19 protein-coding genes and 1 tRNA gene are annotated in these 23135 nt (G+C 43.0%); 9 read left to right on the plus strand and 11 right to left on the minus strand.

Annotated features, from left to right (window positions below):
• Nucleotides 1-2: 2 nt before the first annotated feature.
• The 7 genes from PV02_RS07965 to PV02_RS07995 all read left to right on the plus strand — a co-directional run bounded on the left by PV02_RS07965 (nt 3) and on the right by PV02_RS07995 (nt 3927).
• Nucleotides 3-644: an amino acid kinase family protein gene (locus tag PV02_RS07965; protein ID WP_256622846.1), complete on the plus strand. Its 642-nt coding sequence runs from the start codon at nt 3-5 to the stop codon at nt 642-644.
• Nucleotides 645-733: 89 nt separating this feature from the next.
• Entirely contained in the window at nt 734-901 is a 168-nt protein-coding gene (locus tag PV02_RS07970) for a zinc finger domain-containing protein (RefSeq protein WP_256622847.1), read from the plus strand.
• A 10-nt stretch (nt 902-911) separates the two neighbouring features.
• Nucleotides 912-1181 (plus strand): elongation factor 1-beta, encoded by a 270-nt coding sequence (locus PV02_RS07975; RefSeq protein ID WP_256622848.1) that lies wholly within the window; start codon nt 912-914, stop codon nt 1179-1181.
• A 47-nt stretch (nt 1182-1228) separates the two neighbouring features.
• Nucleotides 1229-1300, plus strand: a tRNA-Ala gene (locus PV02_RS07980).
• Between the two features lie 524 nt (nt 1301-1824).
• Nucleotides 1825-2406 (plus strand): hypothetical protein, encoded by a 582-nt coding sequence (locus tag PV02_RS07985; RefSeq protein ID WP_256622849.1) that lies wholly within the window; start codon nt 1825-1827, stop codon nt 2404-2406.
• Nucleotides 2407-2623: 217 nt separating this feature from the next.
• Nucleotides 2624-3040 (plus strand): hypothetical protein, encoded by a 417-nt coding sequence (locus PV02_RS07990; protein ID WP_256622850.1) that lies wholly within the window; start codon nt 2624-2626, stop codon nt 3038-3040.
• A gap of 5 nt (nt 3041-3045) precedes the next feature.
• Nucleotides 3046-3927, plus strand: coding sequence for a hypothetical protein (locus tag PV02_RS07995; RefSeq protein WP_256622851.1), 882 nt, complete (start codon nt 3046-3048; stop codon nt 3925-3927).
• A gap of 285 nt (nt 3928-4212) precedes the next feature.
• Here PV02_RS07995 and PV02_RS08000 read toward each other — a convergent pair whose 3' ends face one another.
• From PV02_RS08000 to PV02_RS08040, 9 genes are all read right to left on the minus strand, one after another.
• A complete protein-coding gene (locus tag PV02_RS08000) occupies nt 4213-4929 on the minus strand; it encodes a M48 family metallopeptidase (protein ID WP_256622852.1) in 717 nt (238 codons plus the stop codon).
• Nucleotides 4929-8057: a type I restriction endonuclease subunit R gene (locus tag PV02_RS08005; RefSeq protein WP_256622853.1), complete on the minus strand. Its 3129-nt coding sequence runs from the start codon at nt 8055-8057 to the stop codon at nt 4929-4931. Before PV02_RS08005 ends, PV02_RS08000 begins: the two co-directional genes overlap by 1 nt.
• Nucleotides 8058-8298: 241 nt before the next feature.
• The gene (locus PV02_RS08010) at nt 8299-9546 is read right to left on the minus strand and encodes a restriction endonuclease subunit S (RefSeq protein WP_256622854.1); all 1248 of its coding nucleotides are present in this window, start codon (nt 9544-9546) and stop codon (nt 8299-8301) included.
• The gene (locus tag PV02_RS08015) at nt 9543-10871 is read right to left on the minus strand and encodes a restriction endonuclease subunit S (protein ID WP_256622855.1); all 1329 of its coding nucleotides are present in this window, start codon (nt 10869-10871) and stop codon (nt 9543-9545) included. Before PV02_RS08015 ends, PV02_RS08010 begins: the two co-directional genes overlap by 4 nt.
• Complete coding sequence (locus tag PV02_RS08020; RefSeq protein ID WP_256622856.1) at nt 10861-12027, minus strand: PDDEXK nuclease domain-containing protein; 1167 nt, start codon at nt 12025-12027, stop codon at nt 10861-10863. The genes PV02_RS08015 and PV02_RS08020 overlap by 11 nt, the downstream gene beginning before the upstream one ends.
• A complete protein-coding gene (locus PV02_RS08025) occupies nt 12024-14420 on the minus strand; it encodes a type I restriction-modification system subunit M (RefSeq protein WP_256622857.1) in 2397 nt (798 codons plus the stop codon). Before PV02_RS08025 ends, PV02_RS08020 begins: the two co-directional genes overlap by 4 nt.
• 959 nt (nt 14421-15379) lie before the next feature.
• Nucleotides 15380-17851 (minus strand): phage NrS-1 polymerase family protein, encoded by a 2472-nt coding sequence (locus PV02_RS08030; protein ID WP_256622858.1) that lies wholly within the window; start codon nt 17849-17851, stop codon nt 15380-15382.
• A gap of 6 nt (nt 17852-17857) precedes the next feature.
• Nucleotides 17858-18130 (minus strand): hypothetical protein, encoded by a 273-nt coding sequence (locus PV02_RS08035; RefSeq protein WP_256622859.1) that lies wholly within the window; start codon nt 18128-18130, stop codon nt 17858-17860.
• Between the two features lie 210 nt (nt 18131-18340).
• Nucleotides 18341-18484 carry a hypothetical protein gene (locus PV02_RS08040; RefSeq protein ID WP_256622860.1) on the minus strand — a complete coding sequence of 48 codons (144 nt, stop codon included), beginning with the start codon at nt 18482-18484 and terminating at the stop codon, nt 18341-18343.
• A 445-nt stretch (nt 18485-18929) separates the two neighbouring features.
• On the opposite strand from PV02_RS08040, the gene PV02_RS08045 reads away from it, so the two are divergent.
• Nucleotides 18930-19430: a hypothetical protein gene (locus tag PV02_RS08045; RefSeq protein WP_256622861.1), complete on the plus strand. Its 501-nt coding sequence runs from the start codon at nt 18930-18932 to the stop codon at nt 19428-19430.
• Nucleotides 19431-19461: 31 nt separating this feature from the next.
• On the opposite strand, the gene PV02_RS08050 is transcribed toward PV02_RS08045, so the two are convergent.
• Entirely contained in the window at nt 19462-20658 is a 1197-nt protein-coding gene (locus tag PV02_RS08050) for a tyrosine-type recombinase/integrase (protein WP_256622862.1), read from the minus strand.
• An 81-nt stretch (nt 20659-20739) separates the two neighbouring features.
• Entirely contained in the window at nt 20740-21225 is a 486-nt protein-coding gene (locus PV02_RS08055; protein ID WP_256622863.1) for a hypothetical protein, read from the minus strand.
• 808 nt (nt 21226-22033) lie between these two features.
• Between PV02_RS08055 and PV02_RS08060 the strand changes: the two genes are divergently transcribed.
• A complete protein-coding gene (locus tag PV02_RS08060) occupies nt 22034-23134 on the plus strand; it encodes a hypothetical protein (RefSeq protein ID WP_256622864.1) in 1101 nt (366 codons plus the stop codon).
• The last annotated feature ends 1 nt before the right edge of the window (nt 23135 follow it).

Below are 23135 nucleotides of genomic sequence, written 5' to 3' on the forward strand. Positions count from 1 at the left end.
ACATGAGGATCGTGGTGAAGCTCGGGGGCAGCCTCATGGATGACTCCCTGCCGGTAATAAAAGCGCTGCAGGCAAGGTTCGGAGCATGCAACGATAAGGAGTGCACATCAATTCTCGTGATACCGGGAGGAGGTATCTTTGCTAATGCTGTCCGTTCCGCCAGTGAGAAACATAGGATAAGCGATGAAGCAGCTCACTGGATGGCCATACTTGCAATGGAACAGTATGGGTATTATATCCATGACAAGACCGGGATTGATATTACCGGGTCACTTGATGGCATTCCCTACGGTGTGAGGATGTTACTTCCATACAGGATACTGAGGGAGAGGGATGAGCTCCCGCATTCATGGGATGTAACCGCAGATACCATCGCCGCCTGGATAGCCAGACAGTTCGGAGCCCCGCTCTTTGTGAAGGTCACTGATGTGGACGGGATCTACGCCGAGGATGTGGTGCAGCAGTTCCTGACAGCTGATGAGGTCATGAAGATGGGCGCTACCTGCGTGGACAGGGCTTTACCTCTGTTCCTGAAGGAGAACAATATGGACTGCCTTATAGTGAACGGCCTTCACCCTGAAAGGGTAATTGATGCCGTTCTCGGAAAAGATGTAGTGGGGACTTACATCAAGGGGAATATTTAAATTATATACTGCGTATGTACTGAAATCATCGACATGCTGAATTTTTCAGTATTATATTGATCAGATATCACGCTTAAAGGAGAGTTTAAATGGTAAACAAAGTTGAGAACTGTACTTCCTGCAACAAGAGGCTTGTAGAAGCCGGATTTGCACGCTTCCCATGCCCTGTATGCGGCAGGGAACTTGGAAGATGTGAGAGCTGCAGACAGCAGAGCAACCCGTACACCTGCCCGAAATGCGGCTTTGTAGGCCCGTGAGGTGGACTGAATGGGAGATGTAGCAGCAACCATAAGGATCATGCCGGTTTCCGTAGAGACCGACCTCAATGATCTCAAAGAGAGGCTCGTAGCAGCCTTGCCTGAGGGTTCACAGTTCGGTACCTCCAAGGAAGAACCCATTGCCTTTGGCCTGAAGGCCATTATAATGGTAGTGCTTGTAGGCGACCTTGAAGGCGGCACCGAGCAGGTCGAAGAGGCCCTTGCAGCTGTCGAAGGCGTTGAGAGCGTAACGGTCACCGAAGTCGGCAGACCTGTTTAAGCCTCTTTTTTTACCTTTTTTAACCACTACTCATTCCGACCAGATCTGGGCTTGTAGATCAGGGGTAGATCGTTACGTTCGCAACGTAAAGGCCGCGGGTTCAAATCCCGCCGAGTCCACTAAAATAGTTTAGATAGTCCTAGTTTGATGGTGTTTTCAGTTAATTTAGAACAATAGTAAAGATAATCTCCTCGAGATATATAGACAATGAATCCCCATGACTCGTAAATTACCTTCCGTAGTCTTATTTTAACATTATAGTATGATATCTCAAAAAACGAGAACATTCTCTATATGATAATGCTCTGACAATAATATCAAAGATTTAGTGTACTTTATCTTCTCTATCAGAAAAACTTCGGCCTCTACAGGATAGAAGTAACCCTTTTCTGAATATTATAAGGCCAAGGGAAAAGTGCATTTTCTGAAAGGAGGATTATTACCTAATATTGAAGCTTCATTTAAAATATTAAACGTTTAATCAATAGATAATACAATAAGACTAATATATTTAATATTGCATAATATATGTAGATTCTCTTGGAGAAAATGACAAACAGATTAAAATACAACTTAAAAGTTAAAGAAAAAAGTGTAGTAATTCTTGTGGTGTTATTGTTATGGTGGATGTATATATATGCTGATGAAGTTAGCAATATTTGAAGATGTCAGCTTAGAAGATGATATTAAAAAATGTTGCAAGAAGAATAATACTCTTTATATTCCACTCATGAATAATCTTTTTGGCTTGCTAGCAGAGAGTTCTAATTTATCCTATGGATCTGAAGATTCAAGTCACGAAAATGAAACTAATGTTACAGAGTTTGTAGAAACATATAAGTGTACGCTTAAATCACTCGAAGCAAGAAAATCATTTTTTACTTCTAGACCAAAAGTAGTCTATAATGGTAAGATATTAGACAATAGATTTTTCAGAAATATCATTTCTTACTGTCAAGAAAAAAAAATGGATTTTTACTATGCGATAATACGCGATTCTACAGGTGATGAAGACAGATTTAATGAGATAGATCAGGTTAAATCCTATTTCGCTGAAAATGAAAGAGCGATTTTCATACGGGTGGGATTTTGTATAGATGGAGAAACTCTCATCTTTTCTAGACGTGGCTATATAAACTATTCAGGTGATCTTCAGAGTTTCAATAATAAAAAAGAAGAACTCCTTACAATGCTAAAAACGGGACTTGAGAACAATCATGATTAAGTCAATCATTGAGTCTCTAAGTGATTTCTTGACTTTGTTAGTGGTTGTTTGGGGTGTCGTGTCTTTTGTCGATGATATCTCAGATATGAGTCCCCTAATCACAAAATATGAGTATTTAATAAAGATGATACTGTCTTTGATTTTTGTTATAATAGTAATGTATAACTCAATTGTAAAAAATGCATTTTTAATTCAATATCGAATTCCAAGTAAGCCTATGTCTCTCGATTTATCTAAAAGGGTATTCGAAAATCAGGAAACTATAGAGTTAACAATTAGTAAAGAAAAAGAGAATAGCATATGGCTTCGGTTTCTTGGATTCATTGGATTTGATACATTCTTAAAATGGGAATATCCCATCGGAACCAATATTGATATGGAAAGAGATTATACGGAATTCAAGAAAGTTGAATCTGAGGATAAGTTACAAAGCAAAGTAGCTCAAGCAAAAATAAAGCTAACTGGTAGAAGACAATTAACATTAAATACTTTTCTGGAATCTAATACAAGTTTTGTTGGGAAAGACTTTTTACACCTAAAAATATATATCGGACCTAAGTCTAAATATCTTCGATGCATAATAAAGTTTGAATTGTGCAAACAGTCAATTGAAATATTACCATATAACGGATGATTCTAATGACTTCTATAGCAGATATAATTCCATTATGGAGCAAAGGTATAAACTTTAAAGCATATTCTATTGACAAAAACTTAGAATACGATCAAATTGAGAAAACATTAAAGCAGTTTAATGGAAATTTGAAGGAACAAAAAGAAGGTTGGCTCACAGACTATCCATATATCAACGATGGGAAAACGATATCTTTTGTGTACACACGTTTTGTAAATGATTCAAAGGCATCTCGTGTAGTTAATTATAACGTGCAAGTTCCAGATTCCGTGGGATGCTATTTTTATAAAGACAAAAAGATACTCATTGTTTCAACTGCAAGCGATTCCAAGATAAATGGGTTAGTAAGAAAAAAAATGTTTTCTGCAATTAATATTCTTGCAGAACCAAAATCTGTAGAATATTCAACCGATTTTCTTTTCTGGCTTGCATATAAACATGATATTGAAGGAATGAAGATTACCAATCACTTGAAAGTTGAAAGTGTAAAGGCTATATCAAGTGAGTTTGAAAAAACGAATCTAAGTGGCGCTGTAAGCTCAAACAGTAATGTTACTGATCATATTCAAGCTCAAATTATGCTTGCAATTTATGGTTTTGTAAATGGTGCAGAAGTAACATTTAACCATAAAGATGCTAAGTATTCTTTTAAGATTTCTGCAGACGGCAGGATAAGTGCTGGAATTCCTTCTACAGTTGAAAACAAAGAAGATAAGGCACAATTTGCTTTAATGATTCATAGCATCTTACAAGAGACCTATAAGATATATGAAATGGATAAAGACTCAGTTAAATGGGAAGAAAAGAAGAAACATTATCGATGCAATAAACTTGACAAATGTTCCAAGAGCATCCAAGACTTTAAGAAGCAAATGATGAACAACTAACAGTACATATAAATAATAATGAATTATGGGTCGATTGCTGGTTTTGCATTGTATATATAAGACTAATCTGGCTATGTCAGCAGGATATGGCTTGGTTATGTCTTTACGTATCTTCCGCAGTCCTACGGGCAGTTTATCCAAGTATTGGCCCTATTAAGTTCACAGCAGGGACACATTTAATTTTTCTTCCCATATAACCAGTTACCAGTCTCTAGTTTCTGTACCAATTCCAAAGACGGAGTTTTAATAGTTAGCTTGTCAAGCCAAGATATATTTTCAAACGTATCAGTAAATCCAGTTCACATGGCTAACTGGCAACTGATTTAACTTGTTCTTATAAAACTGCCATTTCGGCATGAATCTGTCCATGAGAACGATAAAGTTTGAGTTATGTGTTGGTTCCAGAAGATGAGATAACTCGTGCACTACAATATATTCTAGACATTCAGATGGCTTCTTAGCAAGTTCTGTGTTAAGTAAAATATTACCTGCCTTAGGATTACAGCTTCCCCACTTTGTTTTCATCCTTCTTATGAGTAAACGTTCCACTTTAATGCCCATTAGCTTCTCCCATTTGGCGATCAAGGGCAATGCAGCTTTCCTGAGTTGTTCCCGATACCATGCATCGATAACTTCCTGTTTCTTGTTCTCATCAGCTCCGGGACGTACTCTTAAAATCATCTTTTTGTGCTTCAACTCAACAGATGGTGCTTCATCTACTTCAAGAACCTCAAGCAGGTAACGTTTCCCCCATACATAATGACTCTCACGGTCTAGATACTCGCGTGGAGTTTCTCGCTCCTGTTCCTGGAGCTTTTTCTGTTGCTGTTTTATCCATCCAAGTTTAGAAATTGCAAAGATGCGAATTTTGTCTATGTCCATCCTTAAAGGAGCAGATATTCTGACTTTTCCAGTGGGTGGGTAAACACTTAGGTGTATGTTCTTAATATCCTTGAAGACTACGTCTGCTGTAATCTCTCCCAGTTGGATCTGAGTGACCATCAGTATTCCTTCTGCGCTTTGATTATAAGGAAGATACGCTCCACTTCATCCGTATTTTGCAGGATTTCATACAAAGCTTGCTTAATGGTCCTTTCCCGCGGTTCCACACCTCGCCAATCATCTGACCTGACACTTCTCACAGTTTCATCGATCTTTATTGCAAGATCAAGAACAAAGTCTTCTGAAGATGCATATGCTGAGATCCCTTCTGCCAAGATAGCAGAGTTTTCCCTGAAGGGCTGCAGATTATTATAGAGCGCACGCAGTGCAGGGCTTGCCTTGAGCTGCTGGGGTGTGTTATCCTCATGTCCTGCCTCGACTTTCTTTACAAGCTCGGCAATCTGCCGCAGGTATTCTTCATACTCTATCGCTTTGGCCTTCCTGGCTGCTATTATCTCGTCCAAGAGAGCTGACATCTTCTCATAGAAGGCAGGGTCGTTCAGGTGTTCCTTAATTATCCTGCTGCGGACATTGTTCTCAATGGTCTCTGCGATGGCATTTTTGTTTCCTTTCAGTCCGTTTAGCTGGGTATCGATGGCTTTGTTGATGCCACTTTTTACAATAAGCTCAAGGAGCGGGATAGTGTCAAAGGATGAGACTTTCCTGGGCTCGGCTGCCTCTATGTAAGTGTCGATGAGATGACGCATATCAGCCTCGTAGGCTTTCAGGTCGAGTGTTTCGCCACTGGCACGGCGTATTATCTCACGGATGTTCAGGTAATAGTCTATCTGTTGTCTTATGCGGGCTATACCTGCTTCACTGTACCCGGCAGACTCCAGTTCGTCAGAAATGTTGGCGAAGGCACGGACCAGTGAGGCTGTGGCCTTGTAGAGGGCTGCACGCTGTGTCTCACGTTCCTGCAGGTCAGTTGGTATCTCAGTGTTGCCGCAGAAGTAATGAATGTGCTCGAGCTCGCCTTTTGGTGGTTCTACAGGCTCGCATAACAGGAAAAGTTCCTCCAGCGCATTATCAAGACGTTCCCTGCCTTTCTTGAGGCGATCCTGCATTAAAACCTCTGGATTGGCACCGCCTGCGCTGTGGTCCAGTTCGGAAGAGTAAACCTGAAGGGCTCCTGTGCCCTTGTCGTTGACAAGGTTCTTGAAAAGGTCCTTGTAGTCCACGATGTAGCCAAAGTCCTTGTCCTCGCCGTCAAGCCGGTTAGTGCGGCAGATCGCCTGGAAAAGCCCATGATCCCTCATTGACTTGTCAATATAGAGATAGGTGCATGGTGGTGCATCAAAGCCGGTGAGGAGTTTGTCTACCACGATAAGCAACTTCATGTTTGCCGGTTCCTTGGTAAACAGGGCTTTTGCCCTCTCTTCGTAGGTCTCGGTCTTTGTCATGCTTGGCGCGGTATCGATGTCCTTGAGAAGCTCTGTATAGGTGTTGTAGAGGAACTGTTTCTCGGTCTCGGTGTTGGCACCGGTATCCTCTTTTGTCACATCCTGTGTCTGTGGGTTGTAGGATGTCACCACGGCACATCTGCCTTTAAAAAGTGTTTTCTGGAACAGGGAGAAGTACTTGCAGGCCTCATAGATGCTTGATGCCACAAGTATGGCATTGCCACGTTCGCTGGACAGGCGAGGCTTTACATTGAAATCAAATATTATGTCGCTCACCACTCGGTCCATTCGGGAGCGTGAGCTGAGCACCTTCTGCATGGTACCCCAGTGATTCTTCAGCTCATCCTTCTGCCAATCATTAAGGCCCTTTGTCTTTGCCTCGAACCATGCGTCGATTTTCTCCCCTGAGCCAAGGCGCTGGTCGATATCGCGCGCTTCGTAGACTAGGTCAAGCACTACCTTGTCCTCTACAGCCTCGCAGAACTTGTAGGTGTGGATGTAGCCGCCGAAGACTTCCAGGCTTGTCTGCTTGTCCTTCTTGAGCAGCGGTGTGCCGGTGAAGCCTATGAAGACTGCATTAGGCATTATCGCCTTCATGGTTGTGTTCAGTTTTCCACTCTGGGTACGATGGCATTCATCCACGAAGATGAAGACCTCTCCCACAGTTTTGCTTGGCTGTGCCTTCAGGTCCCTGATGAAAGCATCGAAATCATCAACTCCCTTACGACCGAACTTGTGGACCAGGGAGCATATCAGGCGTGGTGTTGCCTGGCCGAGCAGGTTCAGAAGCTCCTGGCCACTGGTGGTGCGCCTGATCTTCTCGCCGGCTTCCCTGAACACTCCCTCGATCTGCTTGTCCAGTTCATCGCGATCTGTGACAATGACAACCCTAGCGTTGGGATTGTTTTCCAATATCCATTTAGCCAGAAGTACCATGACAATACTTTTACCACTGCCCTGGGTGTGCCAGATTATACCGCTCTTGTGCTGCCTTACATGCCTCTGTGCAGCCTTGACACCGAAATACTGGTGCACCCTGGGCAGTTTCTTGACACCGCCATCAAAGAGCACGAAGTCATACATCAGCTCGATGAGCCGGTCCTTACGGCACATCTTCAACAGGTATTTGTCGAGCTTGAACCGGCTGTCGTCCTCCTCGTCTTCTTTCCATTTGAGGAAGTACTTCTCAGGTGTGCCGATCGTGCCGTATCTTAAGCCCTCGGAATCGTTGCCTGCAAAGATGAACTGTACGGTACTGAAGAACCATTCGTTGAACTCAGGCTTCTGGTTGGAGATATTCTGCCTGATGCCATCTCCGATACTCACCCTGCTGTTCTTCAGCTCCAGCACCCCTACTGCAATACCGTTAACATAGAGCACGATATCAGGCCGACGCTCGTGATTGCCCCGTAGCGTGACCTCCTCGGCAATTGCGAAGTCGTTCTTCTCCGGCTCCTGCCAGTTAATGAGCTGAACACTCTCTGTACATTCATCCACCTCAGTCTTCACAGGCACACCATAGCGCAGCAGGTTGTAGATAGCCTGGTTATTGCCGTAAAGACTCCGGCTGTGATTGTCAGCTTCTGTGCGCACGCGGTACAGTGCCATACCGATCTGCTTTTTGGTGTAGCCGTTCTTTTCCAGCCATGTGCCGAGCAGTCCTTCCTCGATGTTGCTGTTGTTGTCGCGGTCGGTCCAGTCCCCAAGGTAACGATAGTTAAGTTCGTCCCGGAAAAGGGAAACGATGCGGTTCTGGGTGACTCGTTCAGGCTGGCCGATTTTCATTACTGTGCCTCCAATGCTAAGAAATCAGGTTTTGCCCGGATCATGGACATCATCCTGTCTCTGGTAGTAATTGGGATAGTATTTGGGGTAGCGATTGGGACAGTACTGCCCCAATCAAGAAAGGTTGTACGCATATGGGCAGGATTTGCCTGGAACGTCAGCATGAAACCTGCCATCCAAAAATCATATTCTAGAGGCTGTATGCTACAGCATTCTATCCATTCAACCTGCTGATTCTCTTTCATACCAATCGAATCCTCCCTGTAAGCAGCTCCCGCATCATTCCCTGCTTCACCCTGCGGCTCTTTTCAAGTTTCTCTTCCAGCGCGGCGATCTCCGCATCCATGTCTGAAAGGACGGTGGCTATGCGAACCTGGTTATCCATTGATGGTAGCAGTACTGGATAATTTCCCACAGCGGCTTGTGATAGTCCAAAAAATGTAGTTCCGGATTTACTTTCCTCGACGAAACTTTTGAACCGCTGAGAGCACAATTGATAATACAAATACTTCGGATTGTAGCTATCTTTGATTGGACGGAAAAGAAGCAAATGGCTGTTAAGTGAGGCTTTGTGTGGGTAGGGAATTGTGTCGATGTAAAGAACTTTGCCGATTGTGCCGTCTTTAGTCATGAGCACATCAGAAGGTCTTAGTTGAATATCACTTGCAATTTCATAGCGGGATTCAGAAACGTGATACACGTCGTTCCACCTAATTGCTCCGTCTTTGAAGTTCATACCTGTGATTAAGAATGGATCTTCTTCATTGGTAGTGAACTCTATTTGCTTCAATCCCTGCCATCCAATTCGTCCTTTCAAGGAGGACACTTCTCGTAGCAATCGTATGATATCTCCTTGCTTTGGACGGAGTAACTCCTGCATAGCACCCTGCTTGATCTGGAGTTTCTTGGCGATTAGCTGCTCCAGTGATTCGATAAGTGTACCAGCATCGGTTAGTGCTTGGGCAATGGCTTCTTGTTCAGCCACAGGCGGAACTGGAATCTGTATTGAATTACAATTATTTTTATTTAAGTAAGAAACAGATGTTTTGGTTGCCAAACCTTCAATCTGGAATCTTTGTGCTGGAATGACATTCAATAGGAATGATGCATTTATTTGTGAAGTAGGGATAAAAGCATGTAACTGTTGATTAATCACAATTTCATTAGTAGTAATTGCTGTAATGCCAAGCTCTCCAGCACATGACATCAAAACCGAACCACTTGGAACAACTTTTGAGCCTATAGATCGTGCCTCATCTCTCGAAATACATAAACCTATTCTAGAACTAGTTACGTTTCTTCCATTATCCAAATCAGGTATCGTAATCCAAGGTATTTCACCATCGAAATTTCGCGGTTTATTACGCCCAGGAACTATGAAATCACAAACTTCTCCAACTCTTCTTACAGTCCAATCCTTTGGTATGACTCCAATCTCAGTCTGCTTATATCCCTGGGGGATACTCTCGGTAACACATTCTGCACTCATACTAATCGAATCTTCCCTACGAGTAGCTCCTGCATCATACCCTGTTTGATACTACGGCTCTTTTCGAGTTCCTCCTCAAGCATGGTAATCTCAGCATCCATATCAGAGAGAATACATGCTATTGCTTCTTGTTCTGCAAGAGTGGATGGCAATGGCAATAGTATCTTTCCAAGAGTTTTCGCACCGATATTCGGCGGATCTGTTCCTGCCATTGCTTCATTCATAGCCTCAACAAAACGGGACATCTGCAATTCATAGTAAATAAAATTCAAATTAGCGGTATGTTTAGTAACTATTTTTGCTACTCGTTGGTTGAGTAAGCATGGTAAGTCATTACTAGTCAGTTTTGCAATTTTTAGCTCACCATCTAAAATGGGACGAGTAAGAGCCATAACTACATCGCCTTTTTGAAGCAAATAAGATTGGTACTCTCTAATGTAGGATGAAGGTAAAAAAGAGATTTCATTCCACATTATCTTTCTTTTGCCAACATTAGCTATTTTCAACCAGCGAACTCCATTTGGCACTGTAGCCTCACTTTTAAAAGCATTTCCACCAAAATAAGTAACAACTACAGCAGATTCTACACATTCCCAATCTTCTGGGACGAGTCCCAATTCTGTCTGCTTGTATCCCCTTTTAATCTCAAATCCCGGCAGCCGCCTCTTCCCCGTCAGCAACTCCTGCATAGCACCCTGCTTAATCTGGCGTTTCTTGGCGATGAGCTGTTCCAGTGATTCGATGAGGGCATCAGCATCGCTTAGTGCTTGGGCGATGGCTTCTTGTTCGGCTATGGCTGGTGGAAGTGGAACTGTGAAATGAAGCATGTCTCCAACATTCAAATGTTTCATTGTCGTTCCAGTTTCAATTAGCTTTAGACGAGAGCGGCCGGGTTTACTGTTGAGGTAATAAGAAATGAATGCTGAAAATGATTTTCTTTTGTCAAACCTTGAAATGATTAGTGCATGACAATTTGAACCTGCTAACGATTCTGGGACGATTGTGGTCAGCCCCACGTCTCCAGTCTGCACAGTGAGCAAATCACCGCCTTTTAAACATGATTTCATGTGTGCGTTGTGAAAATCTTCAGTCACAAACTTTATTCCGTGAAAGTTAAACGAATTCTCTTCCACATTGTAGCCTTGGATGTAGAGAATTCCATTATCATTACTTGCATAATGTGTCGTAGCAGTTCCAACAAAACCATTAGTCATTAGTACTGTCAGACTGCCAAGAGTAGGAGTTTGCCAATCCTCCGGTATCACTCCCATCTCAGTCTGCTTGTATCCGGCCGGGATGCTCTCAGCAACGCATTCAGAGGTCATGTGTACTTGCCTCCAATTCTTTCTCTATCTTCTCCAGCTGCGCCTTCAATTCCGCCTTGGACGGAAGGTAGAGCTGGTATTTAGGGGCGAAGATGTTAGCTTCTTTTGGCAGGGTCAGTTCGACCAGTGCATCGTTCTTACGGCGGCAGAGGATAATGCCGATGGTGGGGAGTTCGTCGGCGGTCTTAACATGGCGGTCAAAGTAGTTCACATACATCTGCATCTGGCCAAGGTCCTGGTGGGTGAGCTTGTCACGCTTCAGGTCAATAAGCACGTAGCAGCGCAGGAGCCGGTTGTAGAAAACAAGGTCTACGTAGAAGTGGTCATTGTCGAAGGTAAAGCGCTTCTGTCGGCCCTCGAAAAGGAAGCCTTTGCCAAGCTCCAGCAGGAAAGTTTCCAGCCTGTCGATGATAGCAGATTCCAGGTCGTTCTCTGACCAGTAGGGTCGCTCCTCAAGACCAAGGAATTCAAGGACCAGAGGATTCTTGATCAGGTCCACCGCCTTCTCAACCACAAGCCCCTGTTCTGCGAGCCTGCGTATCTCTTCCTTGTTGCGGCTCAGAGCCAGCCGTTCGTAAAGCGAACTTGAGATCTGCCGCTCCAGTTCCCGCACGCTCCAGTGGTTCTGCGTGGCCTCTATCTCATAGAAACGGCGCTCATTATTATTCTCAATAGTCATCAGAGTCACATAATGTGACCAGCCAAGAGAGAAGCGCTTAAGCAACTCCATCATAACATTCTGCCATGAATCTGCTTTCAAAACAGTCCACTCAGATATCGCAGACGGTGTCTGCGATATTGGCAGCAATCCTTCAGACAGGAGTTTTGCATCTTCTATTCCGAATTCCGCAGACATTGTCTGCGAAATCTTTCTCTGCATCAGGTAGAACTTCCGGCATTGTTCAAGAGTTCTGACAGAAAAGCCTCGCCCTAGTTGTTCTCCTAGTTCGTCGGACAACTGCTTCATGAGGCCAGCACCATATTCTGCCCTGTCCCCTCCGTTTTGCTCATACTCTACTATATACCATCCAAAAAGCCAGTTGCGTATCACCAGATGTATATCCACGGAGCGCCCCGCACGCCGCTGCATCTCCTGATGCGTCTGCATACAGAGATTGACCAGTTGCTTGAAGCCGTAGTCATTACCTTCGCTCATATCTTGAATCCCATCCTCTCCAGGTGTCCTTTTACTTTAGCCTCCAGCTCAGCCACACGCTCGGTCATCTGTGGCAGCGGAGTTTCATACCTCTCTGACAGCTCTTTCACACGCTGAGTCAGAGACTGGCTAATTCGATCCATCTCTCCGTGGACAGCAGCATCCAATGCAGAGAGCCATTTATCATCAACTACCAGCGACTTGATCTCGTCCTCTGAGAGCCTAGGATACTGTGAATAGGCTTTTGCATCGAGGGCTGCCTCTGCATCCTTGACCTTCTTTCTCAGGTCTGCCTCATCGTTGGCTAGTTTCAGCCATTCATTAAGCACTGCAGCTTCATCCTTAGCCTCCCGGTCACCTTTGATCTCCTTCAGGCGGGCGCTGACACTTGCCTTGTTCACCTTGTCGAGTTCAGAAAAGGCACCTTCTTCCCCGCCTTGCTCCTCTTCCAGTTCAGTCCTGCTGGCAGTAACACTTTCCAGTTCGGCTGTGAGCCGGTCGATTTCCTCCTGCTCTTTAGAAAAATAACGGGCCACGATAAGCTCCTTGGGAACAAGGTCGCATGTCCAGCCCTTGTCCTTCTCCTTGCCCTTCTTGTCCTTCTCGATGATGCGGTAGGTCTGGGCCTTCCAGCCATCGGCGGAGATCATATAGCAGTCATCCTGCATGGTCTCAGCCCAATAGTCCATCAGGTGCTGATACACATCATAGTGGTTGATCAGCGGCTTACCTGTGTAATGTGCCAGCAGGCCCTCAGAAAGTTCAGCTATGATCTCCTTGGGATGGTTTTCAGCTTTCAACTGCTTCAGCATGGCAGAGAATCTTTCACGCCACTGGGCAAAGTGTACATTCATCCCGGCAATGAAGGCAGCAAACTCCGGGTGTTCATATATCGTGGATTTGATAGCAGACTTATCCACAGTAAGTTCTAGGTATCCAGGCCGCATATCCCTGAACAGAGCCACACGAAGGTGCGGGCAGACATCCCAGTAACGCTTGAGAGCATCGATATCAGCACAGGGGATACCTCCATGCAAGTGGCCTTCGATGTCCTGCAGGTCCTCAGCCTGCTGACTGTCAATGTAACGCGGGAGGTTAAGATTGAACTCATTCTTCTCGATCTCCTCAAGGCTTACCATACGTGAATATTTAGGGACTTCAGTCTGTTTTGTGAAAACATCCACGATCTTATGTATATCCTGGGAACGCAGGCGGTTCTTGGGTCCGTCCTTCATGAAACCGGCACTTGCATCTATCATGAAGATTCCCTTGCGGTTGTGTGCATTCTCCTTGTCAATGACAATAATACAAGCAGGGATACCAGTACCATAGAAGAGGTTCGCAGGAAGGCCTATAATACCCTTGATGTATCCCTTGCGCACCAGCGCGCGCCGGATGTCAGCCTCAGCGTTACCACGGAACAACACACCGTGCGGCAGGATACAGGCACCTTTACCCGTACTCTTAAGTGAGCGAACAATGTGGAGCAGGTAGGCATAATCTCCCTGCTTGGCAGGAGGGACTCCGAAAGGCTTGAAACGCTCATGCTCGTCCTTAAGCGGATCAAGTCCCGTACTCCACCGCTTGTCACTGAAGGGAGGATTTGCCACGACATAATCAAAGGTCTTGAGCGTCTCTCCGTCCTTGAACTTCGGGTCAGCCAGCGTATTCCCCTGAACTATAAGTGCTTCAGGGTTGTTGTGCAGAATCATGTTCATTCTGGCCAGACCGGATGTGGCAGAGTCTTTCTCCTGTCCATAAAGGGTGATCTTTGTCCTTGCCTCATCTGCGACCTTCAAGAGCAACGAGCCTGAACCACATGTCGGATCATAGGCTGTGGTGGAGCTTGTAGTCTCTGCCTGACGGATACCAAGGATCTGTGCTATAATACGGCTAACCTCAGCAGGCGTGTAGAACTGCCCTTTGCTCTTGCCGCTCTCCGTTGCAAAGTGCCGCATAAGGTACTCGTAGGCATCTCCAAGGATATCATCGCCTTCTGCGCGGTTCTTCGAGAAGTCAAGTGCCGGGTTCTCAAAGATCGATATGAGATTGGTAAGCCTGTCAACCTGCTCCTTACCACTGCCAAGCTTATTGGTGTCGTTAAAGTCCGGCATGTCGGAAAGTTTGTTGGCACTGACCAGAGGGCCTATTATCTTCTTGTTGATCTGATCGCCGATATCCGGCTTGCCCTTGAGTGCAACCATGTCCTTGAAGCTTGAACCTGTTGGAATGGTAATGGGTGCGTAGGGCTGACCAGCGTATTTGTCACTGACGTACTTAATGAAAAGCAGCACAAGCACGTAGTCCTTGTACTGGCTGGCGTCCATACCGCCGCGCAGTTCGTCACAACTGGACCAGAGGGAAGAATAAAGTTCGGATTTTTTCAGGGCCATTTTACGTCACCCGTAAATGCAATTTGAAGTGGCTTATTGAACGCGAAATTGAACTAGTAAACGAGATTTGTTTTACTTTACTATTCATTAGTGATTTTCATCCTTTTCCGTGTTTAGTAATAGCCAATTACAGTGGAAAGTAATAAGTGTGTTCTTTTTACTTAGAATATTATATTCTCTTTCTAAAAACTATATAGGGTGTTAATAAACTCTACGATTTTTTGCTATTGCCCTCCTATAAGGTGAAAGTTCAAGCAGTAAGCCCTTTGTTTTCTTCAGAAACAACTTTCGTAGACTCATTAGAACAAGGCATAAACCTATTAAAGTACTCTCGATAACACTTATCGCACCGGTGCACTACATGCCCGTCAGTCAATAGTGACTGATTAGATGCAGTATTGGAGCCACAACCTGCACATTGAGTGTCCAACTTCTCTTGAGCTAATTGACAATGTTGGAAGTGTGGTATATCTAAATCTAGTTTTATCTGTGTATAATAACAATTGATGAACTCATTTAAAACCTATTTTGTAGTCACTTAGTGAGTTAAGTGTTATACTGAACAAATAACATGTGTAAACAGGTTTTCAATTTTATTTACTTAATCAGTGATGAGAGAAGGAGAATTTTTGAACAATCTAGACTAATTTGACAGAAAATACCGTATTATTGCCGCATTATTTCCAAATTACTGATGAATTATTGACGAATTATTGACGAATATCTCTTGACAATAAATGAAAGCATCAAGCTCATTCCAGTAAATTCCTTGGAATGAGCATAAGCAAATCTGAGAGTGCTTGTTTCGGGAATTCAGGCTATAATATTGTACAGACTCTTATCATTATAGCACTATCACTTATCCAGTTAAGTGGAACTGCCACTTTTGAAGATAGTGCATCCTCTGAATTTGACATTCTAACTATTGATGGGTAACATCAAGTCATCGTACCTCTAACTCATTTGAAAACATTTTCTTGTAGATTAGTGTCACCTTGGCACCTAATGTCACCGAGCTGATATCTTGTCAAGGTGACAGGAGAAGCGCTAGCATCCTCCTCGGTACATGGAGGTGTCACCTTCTCTCTAGAAGACAAGGAAATATCTACTGGTGATAAGGTATTATCTCTTTTATCGTCTACTACTATACTATTTTCTATATTATGGAGATATGGATTAGTAATGTGGTCTTCAATTATCGTTTCATCTATCACCTTTTCAGATGTGATACCCTGGTGATAACTGGGTGATAGAGTGTCATTGTATGCCTTGTCAAAATCTTCAAAGAACTTAGACAAACAATTTTGTAGATTATTCATATCAATGACAGCAAACTTAGCATACTTGTTAAAGTCCTCAGTACCATAATAGAGATAGGAGTTTAATTTTTGCCTCTCGTCTTCATCAATTTTTTTATCTGTGTTTTCCCAGTTGATTTGGACTTTGCTTGTCAGACCGGACTTCCCATCCTTACCGTGCAAAATATTACGTACTGCAGTTTTTCCTACGCCAAAGTGCTTGACTAGTTGAGCAATAGTGACACTTGCAGGATATTGCGTATTTTTTGTTGGATACCTGACTTTGTTATTTTGCTCTATGAAATATTGTAAATATTCAAGCTCCTTTCGTGTTAACTGTGTAGCATTGCTGTCAGCTGACATTGAATATATAGAGATGGCTCTTTCAAAGTCTTCAAGTGTAGCAAAATAAACGCCGTTCTTTTCCTCTCGCTGGAAGACTTTATAGAGGCAACATGACCTAATCATATCTAGGAATTTTTTTATGTTCCGCAGTTTGGTCTTATCTGCCAGCTTAATTGCCTTTGCATAAGGGATAAGAATCTCGTAGTCTTTAGCTGATAAGATGTCGTAAATGCATCTACATACCTGCACATCAAAATCACTATAGTCAAATCGGCAGACCTCGGAGTCAAGTATGAAATCGGCCACTTTCTCAAGATGGTTAAAATCATTTTTGGTATCAAGTAGTACAAAGCGGTCTGCCATCTGGTCATCGTTGATACCGTTAACACTATTAATAAAAAAAACTTGTCTTTCTGGTGCTTCTAGATCCATGCTCTTACCATTGATCACGGTACCGTGTTTGATTCTCTCTTGGAAGTTTGAAGTTATCTTCTTGATGGTGTTTACTTGATCCTCATTTGAGTCGTCGTCATCAAGAATATTAATCCTCCTAGGAGTTGCCTTCTTATCATAATACATTTTCTTAGCTGACATTGAGCTATTTAAAATGAAACGTGGAGGTAACAGATGAATACATTTATCAAAAGCATCACTCTTCCCTGTACCTTTGTCTCCTGATATCTTTACATGCAGGCCCCGTGTATTCGAGATAAACATACTTGCTGCAGCAAGTAAACAACTCCATATAATAGACTCGTCTCCAAGATGGCGCTTTCCAAATGTATCTCGGATGAACTGTGCAGGATCTCCTTTGTAAAGAATGTCATATGCTGTTTTTAAAACTTCCTGGGGATAAGCTTTGATAATATCCTCTATTATCAATTGCTCAGTAACATGATCTCTTTTCTCTGTTACTGGTGTGTACTTTTCTGTCAGGCCATCTATGGCCTTCTTGATGGTGTTCTTTAGGTAAGTAGGATGTGTATCCCACTTACTACGATCAAGACTTGACATCCTCATGAGTCTCTCAACTTGACTTTCGTCCTGTGTGTAAAAAGAGATGTAGTTAGCAATACCCAGATCCGCTTCGCTTGCAGACGGATACGTACTTGTAGAGCCTTCCCACAAAGGTTTAAACTTATCTGCTATTGCAGACCCAAATAACAACGAAAGTATCTCATTGTCTTCCATAGAGGGACTTTCACTAATTACACTCTGTGGAAACTTGTTTAGATTATCTTTTGGTTTGTCGATTTTATCATAGATGGCTTTAAGAGCTTCAACAGGTGCATAGTTAATGGTTTTTGGTGTCTCCGGAAGGTGTTGTCCTGTCATTACAAAGAAACGTCCTTGGTCATACATCTCTCTGGGACCAGATCTGCAACGATTGTTACTGGGTTTCTTGCCTTTACAGATTACATGTGCACCCTTTCCACTCTGGGAAACCTCAGCATAGCTTTCTAAAAGGAGAATCTCCTGATAAATATCTTCATCAAATTCCCCTGTCTCCTGGTTTCTTACGTTGTCCCAGTCAATACCTACATAGTCATCGTCGCAAGAAAAAACAAATCCAATGCCATGATACAAACCCGTATCCAGAGCTTTAATGCATGCATCAAAGGTGGACCAAGTTGTTGGTTTGTCTGTCGAGGCCTCGAAATTATCGACAGTATAAGGAACCTTTCGGGGCTTATTTTCCCCTTTCTTTGAAATCAACTTCCACATTACCCACTGGTCATGCTCCTTCATCTCTTGTGGTATGCCGTCAATATTAGGGAGAAAATCCACTTCACATCACTCCCCAGCAACTATACGTTTGGCCAAGTCTACAAATATCAGGAGTGTAGGGTTTGTAGCCTTTATCAAGTCATAAATTCGATCATCCATTGAAGCATATTCACGTATAATTGGGTGACTTCTAAGATACTGCAAGTCATCCACTTTTGGAAAAGTATTAGTCTTGTGGCTTATGCTTGCATCCGAATTTTCCTCAACAGATGTTATTTTTTGACAGTCTTTTGACAACATTTCTGGGGTTTTACTTACGTCTGTTTGCGAGTAATTCATGTGTGACTCCTAAAGCCACGGGCCCAAAAATCAAAGAATGTGTTCAAAACCCTTTTATCTCAGTCAAACGTATACTTTATCTGTAAAGCGAGCAAATCGCTTTACGTACTAGTAAGGAAAGTATAAGTGAATGAGAAAAGTTCGATTTTTCTCGTTCTTGAGTCATGCTCCGGTATTGGCCGTATCGGAGTGTGGCTTATCGACTTTTAATCAGTTAGATAATTCCTCCATAGAGGGTATATACTGTTCAACAACAGCCCACTGTTTCATTCCATTTTCTTCCGCAAGCTGTTTTATGACTTCGTGTGTTGATCTTTTAACCAACATCTGAGTAAACTTTCCCTTATCGTACATTCCGCACCTCGTACAAATAGACTAATAATATACAATTTATACAAATCAATTTGTTTAGATATCCTCATACCGTTTTTATAGTTTACTTATGGAATCCGATGCTATCCAATGGTGATGTTCTTAGACCTTATAGGTACAATACCACTGTTATACTAATCCATAGGAGTTTTCAGCTTATATACTTTTCCTCTAATAATCCGGCGCTCGCTATCGAAATCTGTCAATTGTTTTATGAGTTTTAGCAGCGGGCGCTCTGTAGACAATTTTGTGTTACATTCCTCTAAAAGAGTCTACTTCCATGTCGAAAAATATCTCTCTATACAGACTACTTTAAGCTATAACTTGACAAGTTCTATATGTCAAAAAAGGCTAGTTTTTAAAAGTTATGACTAAATTTTGAATCAACACTCTTATATGCTAAGAATAATCCTTCTAGAAAGAGCATATGAGCGTTTTAGAACAATATCATTCTTATTTCAAAAAAGTATGGGATTTAAAAATAGACCTAATTAAATTAGAACATACGTTGGTTAATAATGCAGTAGCCTTATCCAGTTACAATTGTTCTAATTATATAAAGCACCTGACAATAACTCATTTTGAGATAATATCTGAATACACTACACTAGTCAATGAGTACTTTGATGCTTACAAAAAGTCAATTGAAGTCAGCAGAGAGATGTTATCTTTACTTAATGAAGTATTTGCATTTACATCTAGCCATCATGATTACTTAATGCAATGTGAAAAGTTTGATTACCCTCGCTTCATAGAAATGTGTAAATATCAAAGAGATTCAGCTTCTGATTTTTTATTGACTATTAGCTTACCTGCATCAAATCACAGAAATTTCTTTAAACTTGAACAAGAAGAAGAAGGAAAAATATTCAATCTTGAAGATTTCCTTAAAGATATAGAAGATTCGGAAAATAACCCTCTACTTTAATTGCCTGTTTTTGTAACTTTTAGGTTATCGCTCAGCGTTTGAGTTCCGCCAGCATTTGACGAGCTTTATTATTCTGCAAAACCAACTGCAATATATCAGGTAATTTTGCCTCATATTTCCCTATCTCATCAAGTGCCTGACGATCAAGGACAAGGGAGCATTGTGAACAGAATCTATCATCTGGCTTGAGTACATTACTGCACCTAGGACACTTTTTAAGAGTCACGTGACGCTTATCTTCGGTCTTAAGACCACACTTCTCGAAGATGCGGTCATTAATCTCTTGGTCTGTAAAATTACCATATATCTTGAACATCTGTGAGGATCCTTTGGACCATCCGGCCCGGTGCTTTATTTCCTGCTCGTTGTAGCCGTCCAGGATCCAGTGAGTAATCGCAAGGTGCCTGAAGCTGTGAGGGTTCACCCTCTTCTTAATGCCTGCCTTAGCCCCAATATCCACAATTGTCTTCCTCATGGACTTGTAGCTTAATGGTTCCATGTTCTTGTCCCTTGTAACCCACAGAGGGGCTTCCGGATCGTCCTTGAGGGGATGTATGGCCAACCATTGGTTAAGGTATCCTGTAGACCATGTGATGGGGATACCCTTGGCCGGTGTGGTCTTCTTTGACTTTGATGTCTTGGAGATGTAGATTATAGCCCCATATTGGTTGAACTCGACATTCTTTATCCTGCAGGACGCCAAGGCACCTATACGCATGCCAGAGTCAGCCAGGACAGCAATAACGGCCTTATCTCGGGGGTGCCTGCACGCCTCCAGGAGGGTGTCAAATTCCTTCTGTGTGAGGAGATCAGAGGGTTGTACAGGGGAATCTTCCTTGTTAAGCTTGAGGTCTCTTACCCACTTGGGAGGTTCGTCATTATGCATCCATCTCATGAGCTTCTTGATGAGCTTCTTGTAGTTCCACAGGCTTCCTGCAGAGAGCTTCTTAACGTCCTCCACATAGAACAGCAGTCTCTCAAGGTCTTCATGGTCGAAGTCCTGAAGGGGCTTGTCATAGCCTATTGTCTTAAGAGTCTGGTACATCCGTGTGGTATAGTTTACATACCAAGTAACTGTATTCTTGGCGAGGCCTTCCCTCCGGAGAGCTCTAAAAAAGGCTTCAAGCTTCTCCCGGTCTGCAGGCTCGATCTCTGCCCGGTTAAACCTATCCATGGCATGCTCAAAAGCATTGTCCAGACTGTGAATATCATCTACATTGCGAGTCATCACTGTCTAAATAGGAGTGCTAGGAATATCAACTTTTGGAGAATAGACCCGCCGAGTCCACTTGGAATATACTCAACCAGCCTAGGTCTTTTTCTTCTTGTATCCGATTCCCTCGTCCCATAGATGGCGCGTTAATAAGCTGTGGAAAGTTGGATAAGTGAAATATTCCGTGGTGGCAAACTCACTGTCATGCCATATAAGATAATCTTTCAATACTTTCAGATCCTTTTCCATCCTATCGGTCGCCTGCCATTTGCCACCTGAATCTTCCATGCCAGGATGTTTTGAAATCTCCTGGTCATGTTTCAATGTACTTGCGGTTGTATAGCTTGCGTGAGCTAGCTCACGCACCCACTTATAATCGACTTCCCTTACCAGTTGCTCCAGATACTCGATGTATTCCTCTTTGCTCATATCCCGGAGATGCTCATTATAGAAAGAGTGCTGGAATTCAACAGACCCTTCGTCGTAAAAGATCCCATTCACACCCTCAGTGTTCGCAACGGCATACCTCGCCAGTTCTCTGGGGGACTGGCCGGGGGGTTCCTTGCTTACTCTCTTCTTCAAAAACTCATCCTCCATGAGTGATTGCAGAAATAAGGATTATAAAAGATACACAAATTTAATGTGCTGACAATCTGATCAAAGCTCTAACGATGCATGAACATATTTATACTGAACTAAATAAGTTCCTAAGGTAGGACGAGACACCCTCTGTCACCACGCTTCAGGTGCCTCTTCCCTGCGAACCAGGATATTCCCCAACTTCCCGGCAACTTCTACTGTTGATAACCCGCGCGTTACTCCCGCGCCCACAATTAAAACTTAAGACTTCCTGTTACTTAACTTAATCCCAGCTTAATGAAAGAAGTGGTGATAATTTATTACCACAAATTGTTTTATAACGATCTTGTTCTGGCAGGGTCTTACAACTGCAATATGCACTTAGTTTAGGCGGTCTGCACAAATATGGATCTTCTCACAGTTTCCTCGGCCCTGAGAGTTTATTGTAAAATGTGGGAGAGTGCTGGAAACACACCAATCTGATCACTCTTCTGCCTTGTTTATAAATTCCGTTCTGAACTGATGATGTGCAAGGGTATCTCTAAAAGGGTGAATATTCCCAATGATTGATTTTCTATTCATGTGCAATCGGTGTCCATAATCCGGCTTACTTTGCTCTTTATATTAACAATGTATAATTTCTCGTGTACTCTGTAAATAGGTAATATTATTATGATGACTATTATTATATACAAAACTATAGATAATTTTAAATATTATAATAATAGCTCCTTTAATAATAAGAGAAAGGATGGTGCGGGATATCCGGATCATCCCCGATAAAAGTAACAATTATTAAAGGTGATAAATGATGGCAAACCTGAAAAACACATGCACGCTGGCGGCCATATTCATCATAGCCATGTCAGCTCTTGTTTCAGCAAATGAGATGAACGACGAAAACCAGATAATGATTTCCGGATCAATGGAAAATGCGACCAGGATCTTTCCGACTGTCGTGAAGACGCTCTACGCAGGGCAGCATATTGAGGTAGGCACTGTAACCGTATCCAGTGACGTTGACAACCTTACTATAAAGTATGAGACTACTGATAACTGGACCCTGAAGAATACCCATCTTCATATAGCAACATCCTATGAGAACATTCCGAAAACAGACAGTTACAACCCAATACCAGGCCAGTTCGACTACCAGGGTGAGAACCTCCCTTGCGGAACAACGAACGTTACCTATGTGATCCCCATAAGCAATGAGAACATCACTCTCTTCATTGCAGCCCACGCAGACGTATCAAAGATCAACGATAAGGAAGCAGATAAGAAGGACAGAGATAAGGAAGATAATAAAGACAAGGAAGAGAAGAGCGATGAAGGAGCCTGGGCTGAGGGAATAGAATTCCCCGGAAACAACTGGGCTACATACTTCACCTATGACATAGCCGAGTTCATCGAAGAAGAAAAAGAGGAGGATAACCCTGTAGATGAGGAAGAGGACGAATCCGGAAGCGAAGGAGAGGATGAGTCAGAAGATGAGGGAGAAAATGAGTCCGGAAGTGAAGGAGAGGATGAATCAGAAGGCGAGGAGGAAGACCAGTCCGGAATTGATGAAGAGGATGGGTCAGAAGATGAGGAAGGGGACAACTCTGCAGGTAATCCGGAAGAAGAAAACAAAGCTGACAATACAAAGAAGTCCGGCGGTTCATCAGGCTCAGGCAGGATGGTATCTATAACACCTTCCGCAAGCAGTGAGAATGACAATGCGTACATGAACTTTGATGTTCAGGAAGAGCAGCCTCCGATGGTGAGCATGCCGGAGCCGGTATATGAGGACGAGGATCAGGGAACCCTGGCTGCCATTATGGAAAAGGGTGGTAACTTCCTGTGGATAATCATAGCCCTCCTCCTTAGCGGAATATGGATAATGTCCGGCTACGGGCTTACCTTCCATTAAA

The organism is Methanolobus chelungpuianus (genome assembly GCF_024500045.1).
GTDB lineage: Archaea > Halobacteriota > Methanosarcinia > Methanosarcinales > Methanosarcinaceae > Methanolobus > Methanolobus chelungpuianus.